The sequence below is a fragment of the Streptococcus sp. SN-1 genome, assembly GCF_041154385.1.
Taxonomy (GTDB): domain Bacteria; phylum Bacillota; class Bacilli; order Lactobacillales; family Streptococcaceae; genus Streptococcus; species Streptococcus mitis_CT.
On sequence record NZ_AP028929.1, the window covers coordinates 338335 to 362800 of the forward strand.

Consider the following 24466-nt stretch of genomic DNA (forward strand, 5'->3'; position numbering starts at 1 on the left):
GAAGTAAAGATAGTCTACTCCTGCTTGAAAAAGAAAAACCAGAAATAGTACGTAGAGTAGCGATTTAGCTAGTCTAAATTTTTTAAAACAAAGGTCAAAGATAGTCAATATCAGTAATCATAACTAAGTAAACAAAAAGAGGTAAAGAATATGAACAACAACTTTAATAATTTTAACAACATGGATGATTTATTTAACCAATTGATGGGTGGTATGCGAGGCTACAGTTCTGAAAATCGTCGTTACTTGATTAATGGACGTGAAGTGACACCTGAGGAATTTGCTCACTATCGTGCGACTGGTCAATTACCAGGAAATGCAGAAGCTGATGGACAAATGCAACAACAGGTTTCAGGTATGAAACAAGATGGTGTCCTTGCTAAACTGGGTCGAAACTTAACAGCAGAAGCGCGTGAGGGCAAGCTGGATCCAGTCATCGGACGAAACAAGGAAATTCAAGAGACATCTGAAATCCTCTCACGCCGTACCAAGAACAATCCTGTTTTAGTCGGAGATGCAGGTGTTGGTAAGACAGCAGTTGTCGAAGGCTTGGCACAAGCCATTGTGAACGGTGATGTTCCAGCTGCTATTAAGAATAAGGAAATTATTTCCATTGATATCTCAGGTCTTGAGGCTGGTACTCAATATCGTGGTAGCTTTGAAGAAAACGTTCAAAATTTAGTCAATGAAGTAAAAGAAGCGGGAAATATCATTCTCTTCTTTGATGAAATTCATCAAATTCTCGGTGCTGGTAGCACTGGTGGAGATAGTGGTTCTAAAGGGCTTGCGGACATTCTCAAACCAGCTCTCTCTCGTGGTGAATTGACCGTTATTGGAGCGACAACTCAAGACGAATACCGTAACACCATCTTGAAGAATGCGGCTCTTGCTCGTCGTTTTAACGAAGTCAAGGTCAATGCTCCTTCAGCAGAGGACACTTTTAAAATCCTTCAAGGAATTCGTGACCTCTACCAACAACACCACAATGTTATCTTGCCAGACGAAGTTTTGAAAGCAGCAGTGGATTATTCTGTTCAGTATATTCCACAACGTAGTTTGCCAGATAAGGCTATTGACCTTGTCGATGTAACGGCAGCTCACTTAGCAGCTCAGCATCCAGTAACAGATGTACATGCTGTTGAACGTGAAATTGAGGCAGAAAAAGACAAGCAAGAAAAAGCTGTTGAGGCAGAAGATTTTGAAGCAGCTCTAAACTATAAAACACGCATTGCAGAATTGGAAAAGAAAATCGAAAATCACACAGAAGATATGAAAGTGACTGCAAGTGTCAATGATGTGGCTGAATCTGTAGAACGAATGACGGGAATTCCAGTATCACAAATGGGAACATCAGACATCGAACGTTTGAAAGATATGGCTCATCGCTTGCAAGATAAGGTAATCGGTCAAGACAAGGCGGTAGAAGCGGTATCTCGTGCTATCCGTCGTAACCGTGCTGGTTTTGATGAAGGCAATCGTCCAATCGGTAGCTTCCTCTTTGTAGGTCCAACTGGGGTTGGTAAGACAGAACTTGCTAAGCAATTAGCGCTTGATATGTTTGGAACTAAGGACGCAATCATTCGTTTGGATATGTCTGAATTCAGTGACCGCACAGCCGTTTCTAAGCTAATTGGTACAACTGCAGGTTATGTTGGTTACGATGACAACAACAATACCTTGACAGAACGCGTCCGTCGTAATCCTTACTCTATCATTCTCTTGGATGAAATTGAAAAGGCTGATCCTCAAGTCATTACCCTTCTCCTCCAAGTCTTGGATGATGGTCGTTTGACAGATGGTCAAGGTAACACTGTCAACTTCAAGAATACGGTGATTATCGCAACTTCAAACGCAGGCTTTGGTTACGAAGCTAACTTGACAGAAGATGCGGACAAACCAGAATTGATGGATCGTTTGAAACCTTACTTCCGTCCAGAATTCCTTAACCGTTTCAATGCTGTCATCGAATTCTCACACTTGAGCAAAGAAGACCTTTCTAAGATTGTGGACTTGATGTTGGCTGAAGTCAACCAAACCTTGGCTAAGAAAGACATTGATTTGTCAGTCAGTCAAGCGGCTAAGGACTATATCACAGAAGAAGGCTATGACGAAGTCATGGGTGTTCGTCCTCTCCGTCGTGTGGTTGAACAAGAAATTCGTGATAAGGTGACAGACTTCCACTTGGATCATTTAGATGCCAAACACCTAGAAGCAGATATGGAAGAGGGTGGTTTAGTTATTCGTGAAAAAGCCTAATACTCTTCGAAAATCAAATTCAAACCACGTCAACTTCGCCTTGCCGTACTCAAGTACAGCCTGCGGCTAGTTTCCTAGTTTGCTCTTTGATTTTCATTGAGTATAAGACAAAATTTTGAGAATAAAAAAGAAGGAGCCAGCTGAAAAGCCGGTTCCTTTTTTGTGTTTAGATGACATGACGCTCAAAGGCATCATCTGAAATTCCTTGTTCTAGAATAAGTTTTGCCCATTCTTTAGCAGAAAAGAGGCTATGGTCCTTGTAGTTTCCGCAAGATTCGATGGTTGTTCCAGGAACATCTTCCCAAGTAGTAGTCTCAGCGATTTCCTTGAGCGAATCCTTGATAACGGTAGCGATTTCAGCACTAGTGTGACGTCCCCACATAATCATGTGGAAGCCTGTGCGGCAACCAAATGGTGAACAGTCAATCATACCGTCAATGCGGGTGCGGATGAGTTTGGCCAAGAGGTGCTCGATAGTGTGAAGGCCAGCAGTAGGGATAGAGTCTTCGTTTGGTTGCACCAAGCGAATATCATAATTGGAGATGATGTCTCCTTTTGGTCCTGTTTCTTCCCCAATCAAGCGAACATAGGGTGCTTTAACAATAGTGTGGTCAAGTTCAAAACTTTCAACAATAACTTCTTTTGACATGGTAAATCCTTTCAGTTTTCTTCTTTCATTATAACATAAAGCTGGCTCTTGAGACAGAGAGAAAACCTCTCCGAGGGTGGAGAGGTTCGAAGCTTTACTTACGATACAAGCGGTCGTATTGGTAGTATGGGTCAAAGGTTACATTGATACCTAGTTTACGAAGGACATTCTTGTCTTCATCGGTCAAGATGATGGTTGAGTGGGCTTCGCTTCCTTTGAGGTTGCCAAGTTCTTCCATAGCGCGAGCAGCGTCAGGATTTTCTGTAGCTGTGATAGCCAGTGCAATCAAAATTTCATTTGAATGAAGGCGTGGATTGCGGCTACCCAGATGATCGATTTTAAGACCTTGGATTGGCTTGACAACTTCTGGTTCGATTAGTTTTACTTCTTTAGCAATGTCAGCTGATTTCTTGATGGCGTTGATAAGAGCAGCGGCTGTAGGACCAAAGAGTTCTGAGTTTTTACCAGTCACTATTTCCCCATTTGGTAATTCAAGGGCTAGGGCTGGTCCGCCAGTTTCTTCTGCTTTCTGACGGGCAACGATAGCAACCTTACGGTCTGCAGGTGTGATACCGAGGTCGTTCATAAGCAACTCGATTTTCTTGACAGCTGCTTCACCAACTTTCTCTGCTTTGAAATCAAGAACAGTCTGATAGTAACGGCGGATGATTTCTTGTTTAGAGGCTTCAATAGCAGCCTCATTATCTGTAATAGCGAAACCAACCATGTTGACACCCATATCAGTCGGAGAAGCGTATGGAGACTCTCCTAGAATGCGTTCCAACATGCGCTTGAGCACTGGGAAAATCTCGATATCACGGTTGTAGTTGACAGTGGTTTCTCCATAGGTTTGAAGATGGAAGGGGTCAATCATGTTGACATCATCAAGGTCAGCTGTGGCAGCTTCATAAGCCAAGTTAACTGGATGATGAAGGGGAAGATTCCAAACTGGGAAGGTTTCAAATTTAGCGTAGCCAGACTTGATGCCATTGATTTGGTCGTGGTACATATTGGACATACAAGTTGCCAATTTTCCAGAACCAGGTCCAGGAGCAGTTACGACGATCAAGTTGCGACTGGTTTTGATGTAATCATTTTTCCCCATACCTTCAGGGGAAATAATGTGATCCATATCCGTCGGATATCCTTTGATTGGATAATGGAGATAAGAATCAATTCCGTTTTTCTCGAGTTGATTGCGGAAGGCATCTGCAGCTGGTTGGCCAGCGTACTGTGTGATGACAACGGAGCCAACAAAAATTCCCAATTCATTGAATTTGTCAATCAAACGAAGAACTTCTTGGTCATAAGAAATACCCAAGTCACCACGTGCTTTGGAATGCTCGATATTGCTAGCATTAATAGCAATCACAACCTCAACCTGCTCTTTCAATTCTTGCAAGAGCTTGATTTTGTTGTCAGGCTCATAACCAGGAAGGACACGAGTAGCGTGGAAATCTTCTAACATTTTACCACCAAACTCCAAGTAGAGTTTGCCGTCAAATTGGTTAATGCGCTCCAAAATGTGGTCGCGTTGTAGATTCAAATATTGTTCAGAACTAAAAGCTTGTTTTTTCATTTTTTTACCTCTGACCTCTATTATAATAAAAAATTGGAAGTTAGGAAACTATGGAGTTAAAAAAGGAATCAAAAAGATTAGGCAAACGCTTGCACAAAATTTTAAAAAGCGCTATCATAGACTATAGATTATTAAAATAATGAGGTAAGAAGATGCAAGAAAAATGGTGGCACAATGCCGTAGTCTATCAAGTCTATCCTAAGAGCTTTATGGATAGCAACGGAGATGGAATTGGCGATTTGCCAGGAATTACCAGTAAGTTAGACTATCTAGCCAAGTTAGGAATTACAGCGATTTGGCTTTCTCCTGTTTATGACAGTCCTATGGATGATAATGGCTATGATATTGCTGATTATCAAGCGATTGCGGCTATTTTTGGGACCATGGAGGATATGGACCAACTGATCGCGGAAGCTAAGAAACGTGATATTCGTATTATCATGGACTTGGTGGTCAATCATACCTCAGATGAACATGCCTGGTTTGTCGAGGCCTGTGAAAATCCTGATAGCCCTGAGCGAGATTACTATATCTGGCGGGATGAACCTAATGACCTAGATTCTATCTTTAGTGGTTCTGCTTGGGAATACGATGAAAAATCAGGTCAATACTATCTCCACTTTTTCAGTAAGAAACAGCCCGATCTCAACTGGGAAAATGAAAAACTTCGTCAGAAAATTTATGAGATGATGAACTTCTGGATTGATAAAGGCATTGGCGGTTTCCGTATGGATGTTATTGATATGATTGGGAAAATTCCTGACGAGAAAGTAGTCAATAATGGTCCTATGCTCCACCCTTATCTCAAGGAGATGAATCAGGCCACTTTTGGCGATAAGAATCTCTTGACAGTAGGGGAGACTTGGGGAGCAACGCCGGAGATTGCCAAGCTCTACTCTGATCCAAAGGGGCAAGAATTGTCTATGGTCTTCCATTTTGAACATATCGGTCTTCAGTATCAGGAAGGTCAGCCTAAGTGGCACTATCAAAAAGAACTGAATATTCCTAAGTTAAAAGAAATCTTCAACAAATGGCAGACAGAGTTAGGCGTTGAGGACGGCTGGAATTCGCTCTTCTGGAACAATCATGATCTCCCTCGTATCGTCTCAATCTGGGGAAATGACCAAGAATACCGCGAAAAATCTGCCAAAGCCTTTGCAATCTTACTTCATCTCATGAGAGGAACTCCTTATATTTACCAAGGTGAGGAGATTGGGATGACCAACTATCCGTTTGAAACGCTGGATCAAGTAGAAGATATTGAATCCCTTAACTATGCGCGTGAGGCTCTTGAAAAAGGCGTTCCGCTGGAAGAAATTATGGACAGTATCCGTGTCATTGGACGTGACAATGCCCGTACCCCGATGCAATGGGACGAAAGCAAAAACGCTGGTTTCTCAACAGGTCATCCTTGGTTGGCAGTCAATCCAAACTATCAAGCAATTAATGTTCAAGAAGCGCTGGCAAATTCAGATTCTATTTTCTATACTTATCAGAAGTTGGTCCAAATCCGTAAGGAGAACAGCTGGTTGATTCGAGCTGACTTTGAATTGCTTGATACGGCTGATAAGGTCTTCGCCTATATCCGTAAAGATGGCGACCGTCGTTTCCTAGTTGTGGCTAACTTGTCCAATGAAGAGCAAGACTTGACAGTAGAAGGAAACATCAAATCTGTTTTGATTGAAAACACCGCGGCTCAAGAAGTCTTTGAAAGACAAATCTTGGCTCCATGGGATGCTTTCTGTGTGGAATTACTATAAATATTTTTTACAGAAAAATTTAAAATTGAAATCGTATAAAAACAAGGGAGGACTGTATGAAAGACAGAAATCCTTTGTTTTTTTATGACTAAAGTTTATAAACTTTCATTCTCAAAATTCAATTAACTTTACAAATTCCCACTATTTTGGTAAAATAAACATATGTTATAAAAACTAACATAAAGGAGAAAGAAGATGACTACAAAAAAGCGTGTCCTTAGTGCAGGCCTGACTTTTGCGGCTGCCTTGCTTTTAGCTGCTTGCGGACAATCAGGTTCAGATACAAAAACTTACTCATCAACCTTTAGTGGAAACCCAACTACATTTAACTACTTGTTAGACTACTACGCTGATAATACAGCTATTATTACTAACCTAGTTGATGGTTTGCTTGAAAATGATAACCACGGAAACCTAGTTCCATCTTTGGCAGAAGACTGGTCTGTTTCAAGCGACGGTCTGACTTACACCTATAAACTGAGAAAAGATGCCAAATGGTTCACAGCTGACGGTGAAGAGTACGCCCCAGTCAAGGCACAGGATTTTGTGACAGGGATTAAGTACGCAGTGGACAATAAATCACAGGCCATTGACTTGATACAAAACTCGATCAAGGGCTTGAATGATTATATTACAGGAGCGGATTCTGACTTTTCTAAGGTTGGGGTGAAGGCCATTGACGACCAGACTGTTGAGTATACTTTGGCACGTCCAGAACCCTACTGGAATTCAAAAACAATGAATAGTATTCTTTTCCCAGTCAACGAAGAGTTTCTAAATTCAAAAGGGAAAGATTTTGGTACCCTATCTCCAGATAGCATTCTCTACAGCGGACCTTATTTGTTAAAAGATTTCACATCAAAATCATCGATCGAGTATGTGAAAAATCCGCATTACTATGATCATAATAAAGTATCGATTGAACACGTGAAATTGGCCTATTTTGATGGTTCAGACCAAGAATTGACCATCCGTAACTTTGAAAGTGGAGCTTATTCTATCGCTGGGGTTTATCCAAATAGTTCAAACTTTGCTAAGACCAAGGAAAAATATAAGGATAATATCGTCTATAGCTTGCAGGACAAGACTTCTTGGTATTTTAATTTCAACGTCAACCGTAAGGCTTACAACCATACGTCTAAAACGACAGACGAGCAGAAGAAGTCAACTGAGACAGCTGTCTTGAACAAAAACTTCCGCCAAGCGGTGAACTTTGCCTTGGACCGCACAGCCTATTCTGCTCAGTCAAATGGGGAAGAAGCGGCTAGCAAGACCCTTCGTAACACCCTAGTACCTCCTACATTTGTTCAAGTGGGAGACAAGACCTTTGGAGAAGTAGTTGCTTCTAAATTGGTCAACTATGGTACAGAATGGTCAGGTATTAACTTGGCAGATGCTCAAGATGCCTATTTCAACAAAGAAAAAGCCCAAGCAAAATTTGCGGAAGCTAAAAAAGAATTGGCAAGTCAAGGTGTGACTTTCCCTATTCACTTGGATGTTGCAGTTGATCAGACAAGTAAAAATGCTGTGACAGGCATGAACTCAGTTAAGCAGACCCTTGAGTCAGTTTTAGGTGCCGATAACATTGTCATTGATGTTCAACAACTTTCAACAGATGATTTTAATAACGTAGCCTTCTTGGCACCGACACCAGCTGATCGTGACTATGATTTGAACTTTGATGGTTGGGTAGGTGACTACCAGGATCCATCAACTTATCTCAATCCTTTCAATGCAGAGGATGGATTCTATCTCAAGATCTTTGGTCTAGATGCTCAGGAAGATAAAGCTAAGATTGCTAGCCTGGGGCTTGATACCTACACCAAGATGCTCAAAGATGCAGATAGTGAAAATAAAGATGTAGCCAAACGCTATGAAAAATATGCTGAAGCACAGGCTTGGATGATTGACAATTCTCTGATTATGTCAGCAATGTCAAGTGGTGGTACAGCATCTGTAACCAAAGTAACGCCATTTACAAGAGGGTATTCACTGGTCGGTATCAAGGGTGACGGCAATAACTACAAGTACATGAAACTGCAAAAAGATACTGTTACAACCAAACAGTATGAAGAAGCTAAGACTAAATGGGAGCAAGAAAGCAAAAAAGCCATCGAAAAAGCTCAAAAAGAAGCAGAAAATCATGTTAAATAATGATGAACAGTTCTATTGGATAATTTTTTATAAAGTTGTCCTAATAGGACTTTTTTTGCTATATGGGCTAGTAGTTGTCTAGTTACGTTGAATTGTAAATGAAATGCTGTATTGATTTTGATGGTTTAATGCTCAATGAAAATCAAAGAGCAACTAGGAAGATATACATAGAATCTCAAAGACTTGTTTTGAGATTGTCTACAGTAACAGATAACTATAATACGATGCTACTGGTATGGTTTGAAGAGGTTTTCGAATAGTATCAGTGCTTATGAGGTCCAAATAATCTATATCTTTATAAACTCGGTAAATGTAGAACTTACCGTAAAAAAGTGATATAATAGTAGCATTAAATGTATAGGTGTTAATCATGAGTAGACGTTTTAAAAAATCACGTTCACAGAAAGTGAAGCGAAGTGTTAATATAGTTTTGTTGACTATTTATTTATTGTTAGTTGGTTTTTTATTGTTCTTAATCTTTAAGTACAATATACTTGCTTTCAGGCACGTTAATATAGTGGTAGCAGCTTTTGCCTTGATTGTTGCTGTGACTGCCGCACTATTAATAATCTATAAAAAAGCAGAAAAGTTCACGATTTTCTTTTTGACACTAGCTGTTTTAGTGAGTTCAGTTTCTTTATTTACTCTGCAGCAATTTGTAGGATTTACAAGTCATATTAATGCAACTTCAAATTATTCAGAGTATTCCCTCAGTGTTGTTGTTTTAAAGGATAGCGATATCAATAATGTTGCCCAATTATCTAGTGTTATGGGGCCAACAGATACGGATAATGAGAATATTCAAAAGTTAATAGCTGATATTAAGACGAGTCAAAATAAGGATTTGACAGTTGATAAAAGTACTTCTTACTTGTCAACTTATAAAAGTTTGATTTCTGGAGAAGCCAAAGCTATTGTCTTAAATAGTGTATTTGAGAATATTATTGAGGCAGAGTATCCAGACTATGCTTCTAAAATTAAGAAAATTTACACTAAAAAAATGACCAAGGATGTTGAGACCCCTAAGGTATCTAAAGATCGCTTCTTTAATATCTATGTCAGTGGTATTGATACTTACGGTGCCATTAGTTCAGTTTCACGCTCAGATGTCAATATCCTGATGACGGTCAATAGGGATACGAAGAGAATCCTTCTTACAACAACTCCACGAGATTCATATGTTCCTATTGCTGATGGTGGAAACAATCAAAAGGATAAATTGACTCATGCTGGTATATACGGGGTTGATTCATCTATTCATACCCTAGAGAACCTTTATGGTATAGATATTAATTATTATGTTCGTTTGAATTTCACCTCATTTTTGAAATTGATTGACCTATTGGGAGGAGTAGATGTTTATAACGATCAAGAATTTACAGCTCTACATGGGAAGTTCCATTTTCCAGTGGGAAATGTCCATCTAGACTCTGAGCAAGCTCTAGGTTTTGTGCGTGAACGCTACTCACTAGCCGATGGAGACCGTGATCGTGGTCGCAACCAACAAAAGGTTATTGTAGCAATCATTCAGAAGTTAACTTCTACAGAGGCATTGAAAAACTATAATAGTATTCTTCAAGGATTGCAGGATTCCCTTCAGACAAATATGCCGATTGAGACTATGATGGATCTAGTGAATACTCAATTGGAAAGCGGAGGAAACTATAAAGTAAATTCTCAAGATTTAAAAGGGACAGGTCGGATGGATCTTCCTTCTTATGCAATGCCAGACAGTAGTCTCTATATGATGGAAATAGATGAGAGTAGTTTAGCTACAGTTAAAGTAGCTATACAGGATGTGATGGAGGGTAGATAAAATGATAGACATCCATTCGCATATCGTTTTTGATGTAGATGATGGGCCAAAGTCGATAGAGGATAGCAAGGCGCTTTTAAGAGAAGCTTATAATCAAGGAGTTCGAATGATTGTGTCTACTTCGCATCGTCGAAAAGGGATGTTTGAGACTCCAGAAGAAAAAATTGCAACAAATTTTCTTAAGGTTCGTGAAATTGCAAAAGAAGTAGCAGATGATTTAGTCATTGCTTATGGCGCAGAGATATACTATACTCTGGATGTTCTAGAAAAGCTAGAAAGAAAAGAAATTCCTACTCTTAATGATAGCCGTTATGCTTTGATTGAGTTTAGCATGCATACTCCCTATCGTGAGATTCATACGGGCTTGAGCAATATTTTGATGTTGGGAATAACACCAGTAATTGCTCATATTGAACGTTATGATGCTTTAGAGAATAATGAAAAACGAGTTCGTGAACTGATTGATATGGGGTGCTATACTCAGATAAATAGTTATCATGTTTTAAAACCTAAGTTCTTTGGTGAAAAATATAAATTCATGAAAAAGAGAGCTCGGTATTTTTTAGAACGTGATTTAGTTCATGTAATTGCAAGTGACATGCACAATTTAGACAGCAGACCTCCATATATGGAACAGGCATACGATATCATTGCTAAGAAATATGGAGCGAAAAAAGCGAAAGAACTTTTTGTAGAAAATCCCAGAAAAATTATAATGGATCAATTAATTTAGGAGAAAATATGAAAGATCAAAACACTTTGGAAATCGATGTATTTCAACTATTCAGAACTTTATGGAAAAGAAAGTTAGTCATTTTATTAGTGGCAATTATAACTTCTTCAGTTGCTTTTGCCTACAGTACTTTTGTTATCAAACCTGAGTTTACTAGTACGACTCGGATTTATGTAGTTAACCGTAATCAAGGAGAGAAGTCTGGTTTAACAAATCAAGACTTGCAGGCAGGATCGTACTTGGTTAAAGACTATCGTGAAATTATCCTATCGCAGGATGTTTTGGAGAAAGTTGTTTCTGATTTGAAACTAGATTTGACGCCAAAAGGTTTGGCTAATAAAATTAAAGTGACAGTACCAGTTGATACTCGTATTGTCTCTATTTCAGTTAATGATCGAGTTCCTGAAGAGGCAAGCCGTATCGCTAACTCTTTGAGAGAAGTAGCTGCTCAAAAAATTATCAGTATTACTCGTGTTTCTGATGTGACAACACTGGAGGAGGCAAGACCGGCTATATCACCATCTTCGCCAAATATTAAACGCAATACACTAATTGGTTTTTTGGCAGGGGGGATTGGAACCAGTGTTATAGTTCTTCTTCTTGAACTTTTGGACACTCATGTGAAACGTCCAGAAGATATCGAAGATGCATTGCAGATGACGCTTTTGGGAGTTGTACCAAACTTGGATAAGTTGAAATAGGAGAGAGAGATGCCGACATTAGAAATAGCACAAAAAAAACTGGAGTTCATTAAGAAGACAGAAGAATATTACAATGCCTTGTGTACAAATATACAGTTGAGCGGAGATAAACTAAAAGTAATTTCCGTTACTTCTGTTAACCCTGGGGAAGGAAAATCAACTACTTCCATAAATATAGCATGGTCTTTTGCGCGTGCAGGCTATAAAACTCTTTTGATCGATGGCGATATTCGAAATTCAGTTATGTCAGGAGTTTTTAAATCTCGTGAAAAAATTACAGGGCTAACAGAATTTTTATCTGGGACAACGGATTTATCTCACGGGTTATGCGATACAAATATTGAAAATTTATTTGTAGTTCAATCGGGATCTGTATCACCAAACCCTACAGCCTTGTTACAAAGTAAAATTTTTAATGACATGATTGAAACATTGCGTAAATATTTTGATTATATCATTGTTGATACAGCACCTATTGGAATTGTTATTGATGCGGCAATTATCACTCAAAAGTGTGATGCGTCCATCTTGGTAACTGCAATGGGTGAGGCGAATAAGCGTGATGTCCAAAAAGCGAAACAACAATTAGAGCAAACAGGAAAACCATTTTTAGGTGTCGTTCTCAATAAATTTGATGTTCAACGTGAAAAATATGGTTCTTACGGTGGTTATGGTAATTATGGTAAAAAATAACCTAGGGAAGATTTTATGGATGAAAAAGGATTGAAGATTTTTCTGGCAGTATTACAGAGTATTATTGTCATTTTATTGGTTTATTTTCTTAGCTTTGTTAGAGAGACAGAAATTGAACGTTCTTCGATGGTTATACTATACCTTCTCCACTTTTTTGTATTCCATTTTAGTTTCTATGGTAACAATTTTTTTAAAAGAGGGTACCTAGTTGAGTTTAATAGTACTATAAGATATATTTTTTTCTTTGCAATAGCTATAAGTGTATTAAACTTTTTTATAGAGGAACGGTTTAGTATCTCTAGAAGAGGAATGGTATACTTCTTAACTTTAGAAGGAATATCCTTATACTTGTTAAATTTCTTAGTAAAGAAATATTGGAAGCATGTATTTTTCAATCTAAAAAATAGCAAGAAAATGTTACTGTTAACAGTAACAAAAAATATAGAAAAAGTTCTTGATAAATTGCTAGATTCTGATGAACTTTCATGGAACTTGGTAGCAGTAAGTGTTTTGGATAAATCTGATTTTCAACATGATCAAATACCTGTGATTGAAAAGGAAAAAATTATTGAATTTGCAACGCATGAAGTTGTGGATGAGGTGTTTATCAATCTTCCGGGAGAGAGCTACGATATTGGAGAAATTATCTCTAAGTTTGAGACAATGGGGATAGATATAACTGTCAATCTTAATGCATTTGATAAGAATTTGGGTCGAAATAAACAAATTCATGAGATGGCAGGATTGAATGTAGTCACTTTCTCTACAAATTTTTATAAAACTAGTCATGTGATTTCAAAGAGAATTCTCGATATTTGTGGTGCCACTATCGGCCTTATTCTTTTTGGTATAGCTAGTCTAGTTTTAGTTCCATTGATTCGTAAAGATGGCGGACCAGCTATTTTTGCTCAAACTCGTATAGGGAAAAATGGTCGACATTTTACCTTTTATAAATTCCGTTCGATGCGGATCGATGCTGAAGCTATCAAAGAACAGTTGATGGATCAAAACACGATGCAAGGTGGTATGTTTAAGATGGACAATGATCCTCGTGTTACAAAAATTGGTCACTTTATTCGTAAAACCAGTTTGGATGAATTGCCACAATTTTGGAATGTCTTTATAGGAGATATGAGTTTGGTGGGGACGCGTCCACCGACAGTAGACGAGTATGATCAGTATACTCCAGAACAGAAACGTCGACTCAGCTTTAAACCTGGTATTACAGGCTTATGGCAGGTTAGTGGTCGTAGTAAAATAACCGATTTTGACGATGTTGTAAAATTAGATGTGGCTTATATTGATAATTGGACAATCTGGAAAGATATTGAAATTTTGTTGAAAACTGTTAAAGTTGTATTTATGAGAGATGGAGCGAAGTGATTTCTGCACGTCCATCATATTAGGAGAGAAATGAAAAAGTCAGTTTATATCATTGGTTCAAAAGGAATTCCTGCTAAGTATGGAGGATTTGAAACTTTTGTTGAAAAATTAACAGCCTTTCAACAAGATAAGGCTATCCAATATTATGTGGCTTGTATGCGTGAAAACTCTGCAAAATCAGGGATTACTGAAGATGTTTTTGAACATAATGGTGCTATCTGTTATAACGTCGATGTTCCCAATATTGGTCCAGCGCGAGCCATAGCATATGATATAGCAGCAATTAATAAAGCGATTGAAATTGCTAAAGAAAATAAGGATGAAGCTCCAATCTTCTATATATTAGCTTGTCGAATCGGTCCGTTCATCCATGGAATTAAGAAAAAAATCCAAGCGATAGGTGGGACTCTTCTAGTTAATCCAGATGGTCACGAGTGGTTACGAGCTAAGTGGAGCGCTCCAGTTCGTCGTTATTGGAAAATTTCCGAAGGTCTTATGGTCAAACATGCAGATCTTTTAGTGTGTGATAGTAAGAATATTGAAAAATATATCCAAGAAGATTATAAACAGTATCAACCTAAGACAACCTATATCGCTTATGGGACTGATACAACACGCTCCATATTAAAGAGTAGTGACGAAAAAGTACGTTCTTGGTTCAAAGAGAAGAATGTTTCTGAGAACGAGTATTATCTAGTTGTAGGACGATTTGTTCCAGAGAATAACTATGAATCTATGATTCGTGGCTTTTTGGCTTCTAACTCTAAGAAGGACTTTGTTTTAATTACAAATGTAGAGCAGAATAAATTTTATAATCAGTTGTTGGCAAAAACTGGTTTTGATAAAGATCCACGAGTAAAATTTGTAGGGACAGTCTACGACCAAGAACTTCTGAAGTATATTCGTGAGAATGCCTTTGCTTACTTCCATGGGCATGAAGTGGGGGGGACAAACCCTTCGCTACTGGAAGCATTAGCATCAACAAAGTTAAATTTACTACTCGATGTTGGTTTTAATCGCGAAGTTGGGGAGCAAAGTGCGATCTATTGGAAAAAAGACGAACTATCACAAGTGATTGAGGAAGTTGAACAATTTGATGAAAAAATGATTGATGAGTTAGATAGACAATCAAATCAGAGAATTGCGGATGCTTTCACTTGGGAAAGGATTGTTACAGACTACGAGAATTTATTTAAAAAATGAAAATATTACATTATACTTTAGGATTTCAACCCCAGCGAACAGGTGGCTTGGTTAAATATGCTGAGGATTTAATACTAGAGCAAATTGCTCAAGGTCATCAAGTGACTGCCCTATATCCGGGTAATATTCGGTTACTTTCGAAAAAAGTAGGAATAAAGAAGGTATCATCAAGACAGTTTGAGTGTTACGAACTGCTTAATAGCTTACCTTTGGCTCTATTTGGGGGAATATCCAGTCCAATTGCTTTCATGACCCCTTGTGACAAAAATGTTTATAGTACTTTTTTAGAAGAAGTACAACCCGACATTATCCATATTCATTCGTTTATGGGATTGCATAAAGAATTCATCGAAATTGCTAAAAACATGAATATTAGAGTTGTTTTTACGAGCCATGATTATTATGGATTAGCGCCCGTACCTCATTTCTATTTTAATGGGGTGGATTATAGTGATAATAATACAAACTTGGCTTGGAATATCATGTCTTCTAATGCCTTAAGTGTAGAAAAGTTGCGATTCTTTCAAGTTCCATTTTATCCAACTATTCGTAAGTTTTTGAAACTATTGGGAAAAAATCCAAAATCAAAAAATAATCTAGTTATTCGAGAAATATTTGAGGAAAAGAATTATAGTGAACTTCGACACTATTATAATGAGATGTTTCACTTAATAGATGGTTATTTGTTTAATAGTAGTCTAACAAAGAATGTATATGAGCAAAATGAAATTAAACCAACTCAGAGTACAGTATTATCTATAACGAATAGTTCAATTAAACCTCATCAGAGATTAACAACTACAAATAATAAAATTAGAGTTGCTTATATTGGTCCAGATGAAGAATATAAAGGATATTTTGATTTTATTGAGTTTGCTAAAACTTTAGACCTAGAGTTATACGAAGTTGCAACTTATGGTCACTTTCCAAATGAAGAATGTCCTTCATTCATTGAACAAAAAGGATATTTTACCAAGGAAACGATTGATAGTGTCTATGAAAATATTGATATTCTTATTGTTCCAAGTAAGTGGAAGGAGACATTTGGATTGATAACAATAGAAGCATTATCCTATGGGGTAAATGTTTTTGTGAGTGAAAATGTTGGATCAAAAGACTTACTTCCAGAAATACATGTTTTTAAAAATCAGAATGACTTAGTAGTTAAAGTTTTTAAAAATGAAATAGAAAATACAAAATTAAAAACTATAGATGAACACTCAATAGAAGTGATTCAGTATTATGAAAGAGTGATAAATGAAAGTTGAGAGTTTAATAAACAAGATTACTGGAAAAACAGTAGACATTCATCCTGATGTACCCTTATCGTATATACTACAAAGAGGCATGAACTATGGTTTTGGACTCTTTCGTGGATTTGTACGTGGAATCGGATTTGGTCAAAAAGGGAAGCGTTTGTTCATTGGACAAGGAGTTTCTATCTTAGCAAAGCGTAAATTATTTGTTGGGAAAAATGTTCGAATTGGTAAAAACGTGTCTATAGATGCACTGTCGAAAGAAGGAATCCGTTTTGCAGATAATGTGAAGATTGGAGATTATTCTCAAATTATTGGCACAGGTTCTATAAAAAATATGGGGATTGGCTTGAAAGTTGGTAAGAACTCATCTTTTTCAGAATATAGTTTATTTGGTTCTGCTGGAGGTATCACAATTGGTGATAATGTTATCGCAGGTCAGAATGTTCGTTTTCATGCTGAAAATCATAATTATAGTGATTTAAATAAACTCATTGTTGAACAAGGTGTATCTCGAAAGGGAATATCAGTAGGACATAATTGTTGGATTGGTGCTGGAGCTGTTTTTTTGGATGGATCCAGCATCGGTTCAGGTTGTGTTGTAGCTGCAAATTCTGTAATTACGAAAAACTTTCCAGATAACGTTATTGTTGCTGGAGTACCCGCTAAAATTATAAAAATGATAGGATGTTAAATGGGGAAAGAAATTAAAGCTGCTTATGCGATATTAAATTATAATACTTGGGAAGATACTGCGAGTTTAGCACAGAAAGTTGCAACATTTCAGCATATTCAATCTGTGATAATAGTGGATAATTTATCAACAGATGATTCATACCAGTATTTAAAAAGACTTGAGGGAGAGAAAATTTCAGTTTATCAAACACAAAGAAATGGTGGATATTCTGTTGGGAATAATGTTGCAGCACGAATAGCTTATAATATGGGAGTTGATATTCTTTTCATTTCAAATCCAGACGTTGATATTGATGAAAAAGATTCCTTGATGATTGCACAAAATTTGTATAAAAATAGTTCATATGCACTTCTATCAGGTATAGAATATAATGCCATGAAGGAGATAGATTTGCCAATTGTTTGGCATGAAAATTCTTATTACGATGACTTACTTGATTGTCTGTTTTTAACCAGAAAATTGCGAAGAAAAAAAGAAGATATCAATTTGTCAATGATTAAATCATCCATAATAGATGTAGATCTTGTTAAAGGATCGTTTTTTGCTGTAAGACTGTCTGATTTTCATGATGTTGGTTATTTTGATGAATCTGTATTTCTTTTTTGTGAAGAGAGAATATTAGCTAAAAAGTTACAAAGAGCAAATAAAAAAATAGGTATTTTGCCTGAAGCGAAATATTACCACAATCATTCAACTTCTATAAATGAGAGATATAAAAAGAAAAAAGAACAGATAGTTTTACTATATAATGCTCGTTATTACTATAATGTGACGTATCAAAATATTAGCTTTTTGAAAAAAATTTTCCTAAAACTATTCATGTTTTTATCTACCATTGAATATTCGATACTAGATTATATTAGACGAAAGGGATAGTTTTTTATGGTTATTAACTTTAGTAAATATAATTGGATTTTAATTTTAATCTTATCGAGCTCAGAACTTTTTTCTAAAGAAACAAATCTTTTTTTATTACTATTTATTCTACTATACTATGTTTTAGTTCGTGGAGGGAGACTACCTATTTCAATTCCAGGAGCGAAATATTATTTTACTTTATTAATAGTGGGGCTGTTTATAGGTATTGTGAATGTAATAATTAACGAAAATACAGTATTTAATTTTGTAAAGCACTTTATTTATTACTTATTACCTCTATTTTTTTGGCAGTTTGGATATATTCTGTCAAATAAAGAGAATTTATCTTGCAAGCCAAAAAATATTAAGGAATCAATTGTTATAACAGCATTTCTATTATCTTCTTATGATTTAATAGGATCAATCATTAGTTTCTTATCTAGGACTAAGGAAATTGTTGATTTATATAGTTTACGGTCAGAATTTGGTCGAGGTTTCTATGTACCAATTATTGCACTGTATTTAGTTCTTTTTTATTCTAGAGAAATAAAGTTGAGCAAAAATTTTAAGAGATTTTTGGTACTATTGTTTACAATCTCGATTTTGATACATTTTTCTAGGACACATTTTATTATTTTATTAATTCTAGTATTTTTTTCAGGATTTGAAAAAAATATGAAAAATATTAAAAAAATAATATTTGCAGGAACATTGATATTAGCAGGTGTAGGTGTTTTATATTTATATTTTCCAAATTTAGTCATAGATTTTTATAATAAAACATCTCAATCAATGACGGAAATCACGTTTTCTAAATCGTCATGGTCCCATAAAGATATCATATGGAATTGGCGTGGATATGAAATGTACTCTGCCTTAAATCATTTCAAATCTTCAAGTTTTTTTGAGCAAATTTTAGGAGGAGGATTTGGAACAGTTTTATACATGGGAGAATATGCGTATTTGGTAAGTGATTTACCGTATCTTCTTTTTTTACATAATGGATATTTCACTACTTTACTTGTTTTTGGTGTTAGTGGGGTCATACTATTCGTTTTATGGGTGCTTAGTTTATTTGGTTATAGCAAGTATATTAATAATACCCAAGATTCTAATTTTATAAAAGGTCTTGCTGTGGTTATATTATTTACCACATATTTTGTAAATGGTCCTCTTTTTTCTGTTTCACAGGCTACCTTCTTGCTTTATTTTGCACTTTTTAGTAATAATCATGGAGAATTAGATGAAGATTTTAAAAAGAATTAAATTTATGTTAATGCTGCTTTATACCTCAACTTTTCCAAGATGTGAGAAAATACTGATTTTTGGATCATGGTTGGGTGAAAAATATGCAGATAATCCAAGATATTTGTTTGAGTATGTGATTAAGAATCGTCCCGATTTAAAAGCTATATGGATTACGAGTAATCAAGATGTTTTTAAAGAATTACAGAAGAAACAATATCCTGTGATGATGGCAGATGAGAGTGAAACTCATAAAATTATAAAGAAAGCTAAATATATTTTTACAGCTACAGGTATTTTTGATATCGGAGTAGAAAATAGTAGGTTGATTGGTGGTGCTTTTTTAATTAACCTTTGGCATGGCATTCCTTTGAAAAAAATCATGTATGATGATAAACATTCAGCACTTCACAACCGTAGTAAACTAGTGACTTTGGTAGAAAAAATTCCTCTTCGAAACTATTTTGTTATTTCCACTAGTACTGCAATAACTCAAATTTATCAGTCGGCTTTTCGCGTAAAGAAATCTCATATATTAGAACTTGGTCAGCCTAGAAATGACTATTTTTATGATAAGTCTTATCCAGCAAGTTCACTAATACAAGAATTAAAAAGTAAAAATATTATCTTATATATGCCGACGCATCGCAATGAAGGAAAGAAACAAATTAATCTAGATAATTTAATGGATTTAAATCGATTAAATAAATGGTGTGAAGAAACAAATTCAATTTTTGTAATAAAAAAACACTTCTATCATTCAAAAGAAAAAACACTTGAGAAAGAATATTCATCAATAATTGATGTGACAAATGAGAAGGTCGATGCTCAAGAATTACTCAAATATTCAAAGATCTTAATAACTGACTACTCGAGCTGCTATATTGACTACTTATTGTTGAATCGTCCAATTATATTTTTTAATTATGATTATGATGATTATTTGAGGATGGATCGTTCGCTATATTTTCCATATGAGAAGGTTACTCCAGGGGAGAAATGTCAAAACTTTGATGAATTATTAGTGACTTTGCAAAATCTATATGTAGGAAAAGATGATTATAGGGAACAGCGTGAAAATATTAAAACTTTCTTTTATTCTAGTGAAACTCAGAAGTCAGTTTCTGAAAAAATCATTAATCACGTACTAAATCTATAACTTTATTGGAATCTGTAATGAAAAAAATATTAAATAAGTATTATTCTTTATCTAATCCTGTAAAAGCTTCAATTTGGTTTACTATTTGCAATGTTCTTCAAAAAGGAATTTCAATGATTACTGTTCCAGTTTTTACTAGATTATTGACAACGGAACAATATGGTGTATACTCTGTATATCAATCATGGTATTCAATAATTGGAGTTTTTGCAACACTAAACCTATATTATGGAGTCTTTAATAATGGAATGGTTAAATACGAGAAAGATAAAAACGCCTTTACTTCCTCTATGCAGGGACTAACAACAACAGTTACAGCTATATTTTTAGTGATATATTTAATAGGGATTGATTTTTGGAACTCGTTGTTAGGTTTACCTACGCTACTAATCTTAGTGATGTTCTTTGATTTGTTTTTTACTCCTGCTTATTCTTTTTGGGCTGCGCGTCAGAGATTTGAATATCAATATCGAAACTTAGTATTTATCACATTTATTATAGTGATTGGAAGCCCTATTATTGGTATTTCTTCAGTTGTTTTATCGACTTATAAAGCGGAGGCTAGAGTTATCTCATTTGTGTTAGTTCAATCTTGTATAGGATTATATTTCTATGTTTTGAACCTTTACCGAGGTAAATATTTTTTTTGTAAAAAATATTGGCTCTATGCTTTGAATTTTAATTTACCTCTTATTCCTCATTATTTATCGCAATCAGTTTTAAACCAATCGGATAGAATAATGATTAATTCAATGGTAGGAATGGGAGAAGCAGCTATTTATAGTGTTGCTTACAGCATATCAACTTTGATGGTTTTAGTGACAAGTGCTATAAACAGCTCTTTTATTCCTTACACATATAAGTGTATTCGAGATAAGAAATATACTGAACTAGGGAAAAGTGCAAATCTTTTAATTACTCTGGTAGGCATTGGTTCGATTTTAACTATTTCTCTTGGACCAGAAATCATTCAATTATTTGCACCAAAACAATATTACGAAGCAATATGGATTATTCCTCCAGTTGCTCTTTCAGTTTATTTCATGTTCTTATATCCCATTTTTGGTAACATTGAGTTTTACTTTGAAGCAAATCATTTTGTAATGTGGGCTTCAATAGGTGGAGCAATTATGAATATTTTTTTGAATTTTATTTTTATAAAACACTTTGGCTATATTGCGGCAGGCTATACAACTTTATTCTGTTATATTTTATTTGCGTTGGGACATTACATTTTTATGAGAAGAGTATTGTATCAGAATCTTTCGGGTATCCAAATTTATGATTCTCGATATATTTTCTTTTTTTCGTTTCTTCTTCTGATTCTAATGCTACTAATCGTGATTATTTATCCATTTGTGTTGATTCGTTATATTGCTATCTCACTCATCCTAGGAGGATGTTTTTTAAAGAGGAGAAAGATAATGAGTTCGATAGTCATGATAAAAAAACAGTGAGGTACACGCATGACAGAAATAAATAAACAGTTACATGAAACATTAATCGAAATTTTAGACTTTGTAAAAGAAATTTGTGAAAAACATGAATTAACTTATTTTTTGGTCTATGGTACGGCACTCGGTGCAAAACGCCATTGTGGATTTATTCCGTGGGATGACGATGTTGATATTGCGTTGCCACGAGATCACTATAATATATTGATCGACATAATTTCTAAAACGGAACAATCTATATTTAGTCTTCAAAATGAAGAGAACGAGCCGAACTATTTTTTACCATTTGCTAAATTAAGAAAAAATAATACGATTTTTATTGAAAAGATTCTTGATGTTGAATATGAGAATAACGGTATTTACATTGATATTTTTCCACTAGATTTCGTAGAGAATCCGGACTCTTTCAATTTTAAGATCAGGAAAGCTACCTTTAATTATATAAAGCATATTTTAAAATTTTCAAGTTGCAGAAGTTTTTATAAAAATAAATACAGTAGCGTGCGTTATTTGATGGAAAATATTATGAGTATTCCTACCCTGTTTTTTTCAAATAGGAGATTACTATTCTTAGCGAATAATTTAATTTCATCAACGAATAAAGCTGATTTTATTGGTCAATATGATGAAAGTAGCGAAAGAGCTATCATGCCTTCAAGCTATTATTTCCCGCCTAGATCCGCTGTGTTTGAAGGAAAGACTTATAGTGTTCCTGCGAAATTAGAAGATTATTTAAAATATTTTTATGGTTCGGATTATATGGAATTACCACCAATAGAAAAAAGAGTCACTCATCAACCAATAAAACTTAGATTCAAAAAATAATTGGGTATTCTGTAGAAGGAGAATATAATGAAAAGAGTAATTACATACGGAACGTTTGATTTGCTTCATTATGGACATATCAATTTATTGCGACGTGCAAAAGAATTAGGTGACTATCTAGTGGTAGTTGTTTCAAGTGATGAATTCAACCTAATTGAAAAAAATAAAGTTTGTTACTTTAATTATGAGCATAGAAAAAGTTTAGTCGAAGCTATTAGATATGTGGATCTTGTTATTCCTGAAACTAGTTGGGAACAAAAACGGAGTGATGTCAAAGAGTATCATATTGATACTTTTGTGATGGGGGATGATTGGATTGGAGAATTTGATTATCTAAAAGAAGAAGGAGTCGAAGTTGTTTACTTACCGCGGACCAAAGAAATTTCGACAACTAAAATAAAAAAAGATTTATCAGAGTAATATTCTGAAATAAGCATTGTTCTGTTATTGTTCTTGAATTGACTGCCTTATCTTAAAGTAGAGATGCTAAAATCGAGATAAAAGAGAAAAAATCATAGAACAATACCAATATAGTAAAAAATATTGTAATTTAATAACAAAGAAAGGTACCCTATTATGAAAGGTATTATTCTCGCAGGTGGTTCGGGGACACGTTTATATCCTTTGACTCGAGCTGCATCAAAACAACTGATGCCGGTTTATGATAAACCGATGATTTACTACCCACTTTCAACATTGATGTTGGCTGGGATTAGGGATATTTTGATTATCTCAACTCCTCAAGATTTGCCTCGTTTTAAAGAGCTCCTTCAAGACGGGTCTGAGTTTGGGATTAAACTGTCTTATGCAGAGCAACCGAGTCCAGACGGTTTGGCACAAGCCTTTATCATTGGGGAAGAGTTTATTGGCGATGATAGTGTTGCTCTGATCTTAGGTGACAATATCTATCATGGTCCTGGCCTTTCGAAGATGCTACAAAAGGCAGCTAGTAAGGAGTCAGGAGCAACTGTTTTTGGCTACCATGTGAAGGATCCAGAGCGCTTTGGTGTAGTTGAGTTTGACAAGGATATGAACGCTATTTCTATAGAAGAAAAGCCAGAAAACCCTCGTTCAAACTATGCAGTTACAGGACTCTATTTTTATGATAATGATGTAGTTGAAATTGCTAAGAGTATTAAACCAAGTCCTCGTGGTGAACTGGAAATTACAGATGTAAATAAGGCTTACCTAGATCGTGGAGATTTATCCGTTGAGGTTATGGGACGTGGCTTTGCTTGGCTAGATACTGGAACTCATGAAAGTTTACTAGAGGCTTCACAGTATATCGAAACAGTTCAACGTATGCAAAATGTTCAGGTAGCAAACTTGGAAGAAATTGCTTACCGCATGGGCTATATCAGTCGCGAAGATGTGTTGGCCTTAGCCCAACCACTTAAGAAAAATGAATACGGGCAGTATCTGCTCCGTTTGATAGGAGAAGCATAGATGACAGATAAATTTTTCGGCAAGACACTTGCAGCACACAAGGTTGATGCAATCCCAGGTATGCTGGAGTTTGATATCCCTGTGCATGGAGACAACCGTGGCTGGTTTAAAGAAAATTTCCAAAAGGAAAAAATGCTGCCACTTGGATTTCCAGAGTCTTTCTTTGCAGAAGGAAAATTGCAAAACAATGTATCCTTCTCACGCAAAAATGTTCTCCGTGGCTTGCATGCAGAACCATGGGATAAGTACATCTCTGTAGCAGATGGAGGGAAAGTTCTGGGTTCTTGGGTTGATCTACGTGAAGGAGAAACCTTCGGAAATACCTATCAGACAGTTATTGATGCTAGCAAGGGAATTTTTGTTCCTAGAGGCGTGGCCAATGGTTTTCAAGTCCTATCAGATACAGTTTCTTATAGTTATCTGGTCAATGACTACTGGGCTCTTGAACTCAAACCCAAGTATGCCTTTGTGAACTATGCTGATCCAAGCCTTGGCATTGAATGGGAAAATCTTGCAGAAGCAGAGGTTTCAGAAGCAGATAAAAATCATCCACTACTTAAGGATGTAAAACCTTTGAAAAAAGAAGATTTGTAAAAAGG

The 24466-nt window shown here is 35.8% G+C and carries 21 protein-coding genes; 19 read left to right on the plus strand and 2 right to left on the minus strand.

Annotation, left to right across the window (positions count from 1 at the left end):
* The first annotated feature begins 150 nt into the window (after window positions 1-150).
* On the plus strand, window positions 151-2256 hold the full coding sequence (locus tag ACAM22_RS01575) for an ATP-dependent Clp protease ATP-binding subunit (protein ID WP_261051040.1): 2106 nt from the start codon (window positions 151-153) through the stop codon (window positions 2254-2256).
* Window positions 2257-2422: 166 nt separating this feature from the next.
* Here the strand turns inward: ACAM22_RS01575 and ACAM22_RS01580 are convergent, their stop codons facing one another.
* Both ACAM22_RS01580 and ACAM22_RS01585 read right to left on the minus strand, forming a co-directional pair.
* A complete protein-coding gene (locus ACAM22_RS01580; RefSeq protein ID WP_000032549.1) occupies window positions 2423-2905 on the minus strand; it encodes an S-ribosylhomocysteine lyase in 483 nt (160 codons plus the stop codon).
* Between the two features lie 94 nt (window positions 2906-2999).
* Window positions 3000-4484 (minus strand): DUF1846 domain-containing protein, encoded by a 1485-nt coding sequence (locus tag ACAM22_RS01585; RefSeq protein WP_261051044.1) that lies wholly within the window; start codon window positions 4482-4484, stop codon window positions 3000-3002.
* Between the two features lie 152 nt (window positions 4485-4636).
* Here ACAM22_RS01585 and ACAM22_RS01590 point away from each other — a divergent pair, with 152 nt between their 5' ends.
* From ACAM22_RS01590 to ACAM22_RS01675, 18 genes are all read left to right on the plus strand, one after another.
* Window positions 4637-6244 (plus strand): alpha-glucosidase, encoded by a 1608-nt coding sequence (locus ACAM22_RS01590; RefSeq protein ID WP_261051049.1) that lies wholly within the window; start codon window positions 4637-4639, stop codon window positions 6242-6244.
* Between the two features lie 195 nt (window positions 6245-6439).
* A complete protein-coding gene (locus ACAM22_RS01595; RefSeq protein ID WP_261051060.1) occupies window positions 6440-8398 on the plus strand; it encodes a peptide ABC transporter substrate-binding protein in 1959 nt (652 codons plus the stop codon).
* Window positions 8399-8768: 370 nt separating this feature from the next.
* On the plus strand, window positions 8769-10214 hold the full coding sequence (locus ACAM22_RS01600; protein ID WP_101781635.1) for an LCP family protein: 1446 nt from the start codon (window positions 8769-8771) through the stop codon (window positions 10212-10214).
* A gap of 1 nt (window position 10215) precedes the next feature.
* Complete coding sequence (cps4B, locus tag ACAM22_RS01605) at window positions 10216-10947, plus strand: capsular polysaccharide biosynthesis protein Cps4B (protein WP_261052782.1); 732 nt, start codon at window positions 10216-10218, stop codon at window positions 10945-10947.
* Between the two features lie 8 nt (window positions 10948-10955).
* Window positions 10956-11648 (plus strand): capsular polysaccharide biosynthesis protein CpsC, encoded by a 693-nt coding sequence (gene cpsC, locus ACAM22_RS01610; protein WP_101781631.1) that lies wholly within the window; start codon window positions 10956-10958, stop codon window positions 11646-11648.
* Between the two features lie 9 nt (window positions 11649-11657).
* The gene (locus ACAM22_RS01615; RefSeq protein ID WP_101781629.1) at window positions 11658-12341 is read left to right on the plus strand and encodes a tyrosine-protein kinase; all 684 of its coding nucleotides are present in this window, start codon (window positions 11658-11660) and stop codon (window positions 12339-12341) included.
* A gap of 15 nt (window positions 12342-12356) precedes the next feature.
* Window positions 12357-13724: a sugar transferase gene (locus tag ACAM22_RS01620; protein WP_369606841.1), complete on the plus strand. Its 1368-nt coding sequence runs from the start codon at window positions 12357-12359 to the stop codon at window positions 13722-13724.
* Between the two features lie 30 nt (window positions 13725-13754).
* Window positions 13755-14927, plus strand: coding sequence for a beta 1-4 rhamnosyltransferase Cps2T (gene cps2T / locus ACAM22_RS01625; protein ID WP_033680706.1), 1173 nt, complete (start codon window positions 13755-13757; stop codon window positions 14925-14927).
* Window positions 14924-16195, plus strand: coding sequence for a glycosyltransferase family 4 protein (locus ACAM22_RS01630; protein WP_101781626.1), 1272 nt, complete (start codon window positions 14924-14926; stop codon window positions 16193-16195). The genes cps2T and ACAM22_RS01630 overlap by 4 nt, the downstream gene beginning before the upstream one ends.
* Window positions 16185-16877 carry a DapH/DapD/GlmU-related protein gene (locus ACAM22_RS01635; protein ID WP_060956156.1) on the plus strand — a complete coding sequence of 231 codons (693 nt, stop codon included), beginning with the start codon at window positions 16185-16187 and terminating at the stop codon, window positions 16875-16877. Before ACAM22_RS01630 ends, ACAM22_RS01635 begins: the two co-directional genes overlap by 11 nt.
* Complete coding sequence (locus ACAM22_RS01640) at window positions 16878-17756, plus strand: glycosyltransferase family 2 protein (protein ID WP_101781625.1); 879 nt, start codon at window positions 16878-16880, stop codon at window positions 17754-17756. It begins immediately after the preceding gene.
* 6 nt (window positions 17757-17762) lie between these two features.
* Entirely contained in the window at window positions 17763-19004 is a 1242-nt protein-coding gene (locus ACAM22_RS01645; RefSeq protein WP_369606842.1) for an O-antigen ligase family protein, read from the plus strand.
* Window positions 18982-20142, plus strand: a complete 1161-nt coding sequence (locus tag ACAM22_RS01650; RefSeq protein WP_060956153.1) for a CDP-glycerol glycerophosphotransferase family protein — start codon at window positions 18982-18984, stop codon at window positions 20140-20142. Before ACAM22_RS01645 ends, ACAM22_RS01650 begins: the two co-directional genes overlap by 23 nt.
* Before the next feature lie 17 nt (window positions 20143-20159).
* On the plus strand, window positions 20160-21599 hold the full coding sequence (locus tag ACAM22_RS01655; protein WP_083501010.1) for a lipopolysaccharide biosynthesis protein: 1440 nt from the start codon (window positions 20160-20162) through the stop codon (window positions 21597-21599).
* A 9-nt stretch (window positions 21600-21608) separates the two neighbouring features.
* Window positions 21609-22421 carry a phosphorylcholine transferase LicD gene (locus ACAM22_RS01660; protein WP_060956151.1) on the plus strand — a complete coding sequence of 271 codons (813 nt, stop codon included), beginning with the start codon at window positions 21609-21611 and terminating at the stop codon, window positions 22419-22421.
* A 27-nt stretch (window positions 22422-22448) separates the two neighbouring features.
* Window positions 22449-22841, plus strand: coding sequence for a glycerol-3-phosphate cytidylyltransferase (tagD, locus tag ACAM22_RS01665; RefSeq protein ID WP_060956150.1), 393 nt, complete (start codon window positions 22449-22451; stop codon window positions 22839-22841).
* Window positions 22842-22997: 156 nt separating this feature from the next.
* Entirely contained in the window at window positions 22998-23867 is an 870-nt protein-coding gene (gene rfbA, locus ACAM22_RS01670) for a glucose-1-phosphate thymidylyltransferase RfbA (RefSeq protein ID WP_101781621.1), read from the plus strand.
* A complete protein-coding gene (locus ACAM22_RS01675; protein WP_033680696.1) occupies window positions 23868-24461 on the plus strand; it encodes a dTDP-4-dehydrorhamnose 3,5-epimerase family protein in 594 nt (197 codons plus the stop codon).
* Window positions 24462-24466: the final 5 nt, after the last annotated feature.

What these genes read in the sequence shown, in the direction of transcription:
- ACAM22_RS01575 (WP_261051040.1), top strand. Translation starts at nt 151, where the DNA reads ATGAACAACAACTTTAATAATTTTAACAACATGGATGATTTATTTAAC.
- ACAM22_RS01580 (WP_000032549.1), bottom strand. Translation starts at nt 2,905, where the DNA reads ATGTCAAAAGAAGTTATTGTTGAAAGTTTTGAACTTGACCACACTATT.
- ACAM22_RS01585 (WP_261051044.1), bottom strand. Translation starts at nt 4,484, where the DNA reads ATGAAAAAACAAGCTTTTAGTTCTGAACAATATTTGAATCTACAACGC.
- ACAM22_RS01590 (WP_261051049.1), top strand. Translation starts at nt 4,637, where the DNA reads ATGCAAGAAAAATGGTGGCACAATGCCGTAGTCTATCAAGTCTATCCT.
- ACAM22_RS01595 (WP_261051060.1), top strand. Translation starts at nt 6,440, where the DNA reads ATGACTACAAAAAAGCGTGTCCTTAGTGCAGGCCTGACTTTTGCGGCT.
- ACAM22_RS01600 (WP_101781635.1), top strand. Translation starts at nt 8,769, where the DNA reads ATGAGTAGACGTTTTAAAAAATCACGTTCACAGAAAGTGAAGCGAAGT.
- cps4B (WP_261052782.1), top strand. Translation starts at nt 10,216, where the DNA reads ATGATAGACATCCATTCGCATATCGTTTTTGATGTAGATGATGGGCCA.
- cpsC (WP_101781631.1), top strand. Translation starts at nt 10,956, where the DNA reads ATGAAAGATCAAAACACTTTGGAAATCGATGTATTTCAACTATTCAGA.
- ACAM22_RS01615 (WP_101781629.1), top strand. Translation starts at nt 11,658, where the DNA reads ATGCCGACATTAGAAATAGCACAAAAAAAACTGGAGTTCATTAAGAAG.
- ACAM22_RS01620 (WP_369606841.1), top strand. Translation starts at nt 12,357, where the DNA reads ATGGATGAAAAAGGATTGAAGATTTTTCTGGCAGTATTACAGAGTATT.
- cps2T (WP_033680706.1), top strand. Translation starts at nt 13,755, where the DNA reads ATGAAAAAGTCAGTTTATATCATTGGTTCAAAAGGAATTCCTGCTAAG.
- ACAM22_RS01630 (WP_101781626.1), top strand. Translation starts at nt 14,924, where the DNA reads ATGAAAATATTACATTATACTTTAGGATTTCAACCCCAGCGAACAGGT.
- ACAM22_RS01635 (WP_060956156.1), top strand. Translation starts at nt 16,185, where the DNA reads ATGAAAGTTGAGAGTTTAATAAACAAGATTACTGGAAAAACAGTAGAC.
- ACAM22_RS01640 (WP_101781625.1), top strand. Translation starts at nt 16,878, where the DNA reads ATGGGGAAAGAAATTAAAGCTGCTTATGCGATATTAAATTATAATACT.
- ACAM22_RS01645 (WP_369606842.1), top strand. Translation starts at nt 17,763, where the DNA reads ATGGTTATTAACTTTAGTAAATATAATTGGATTTTAATTTTAATCTTA.
- ACAM22_RS01650 (WP_060956153.1), top strand. Translation starts at nt 18,982, where the DNA reads ATGAAGATTTTAAAAAGAATTAAATTTATGTTAATGCTGCTTTATACC.
- ACAM22_RS01655 (WP_083501010.1), top strand. Translation starts at nt 20,160, where the DNA reads ATGAAAAAAATATTAAATAAGTATTATTCTTTATCTAATCCTGTAAAA.
- ACAM22_RS01660 (WP_060956151.1), top strand. Translation starts at nt 21,609, where the DNA reads ATGACAGAAATAAATAAACAGTTACATGAAACATTAATCGAAATTTTA.
- tagD (WP_060956150.1), top strand. Translation starts at nt 22,449, where the DNA reads ATGAAAAGAGTAATTACATACGGAACGTTTGATTTGCTTCATTATGGA.
- rfbA (WP_101781621.1), top strand. Translation starts at nt 22,998, where the DNA reads ATGAAAGGTATTATTCTCGCAGGTGGTTCGGGGACACGTTTATATCCT.
- ACAM22_RS01675 (WP_033680696.1), top strand. Translation starts at nt 23,868, where the DNA reads ATGACAGATAAATTTTTCGGCAAGACACTTGCAGCACACAAGGTTGAT.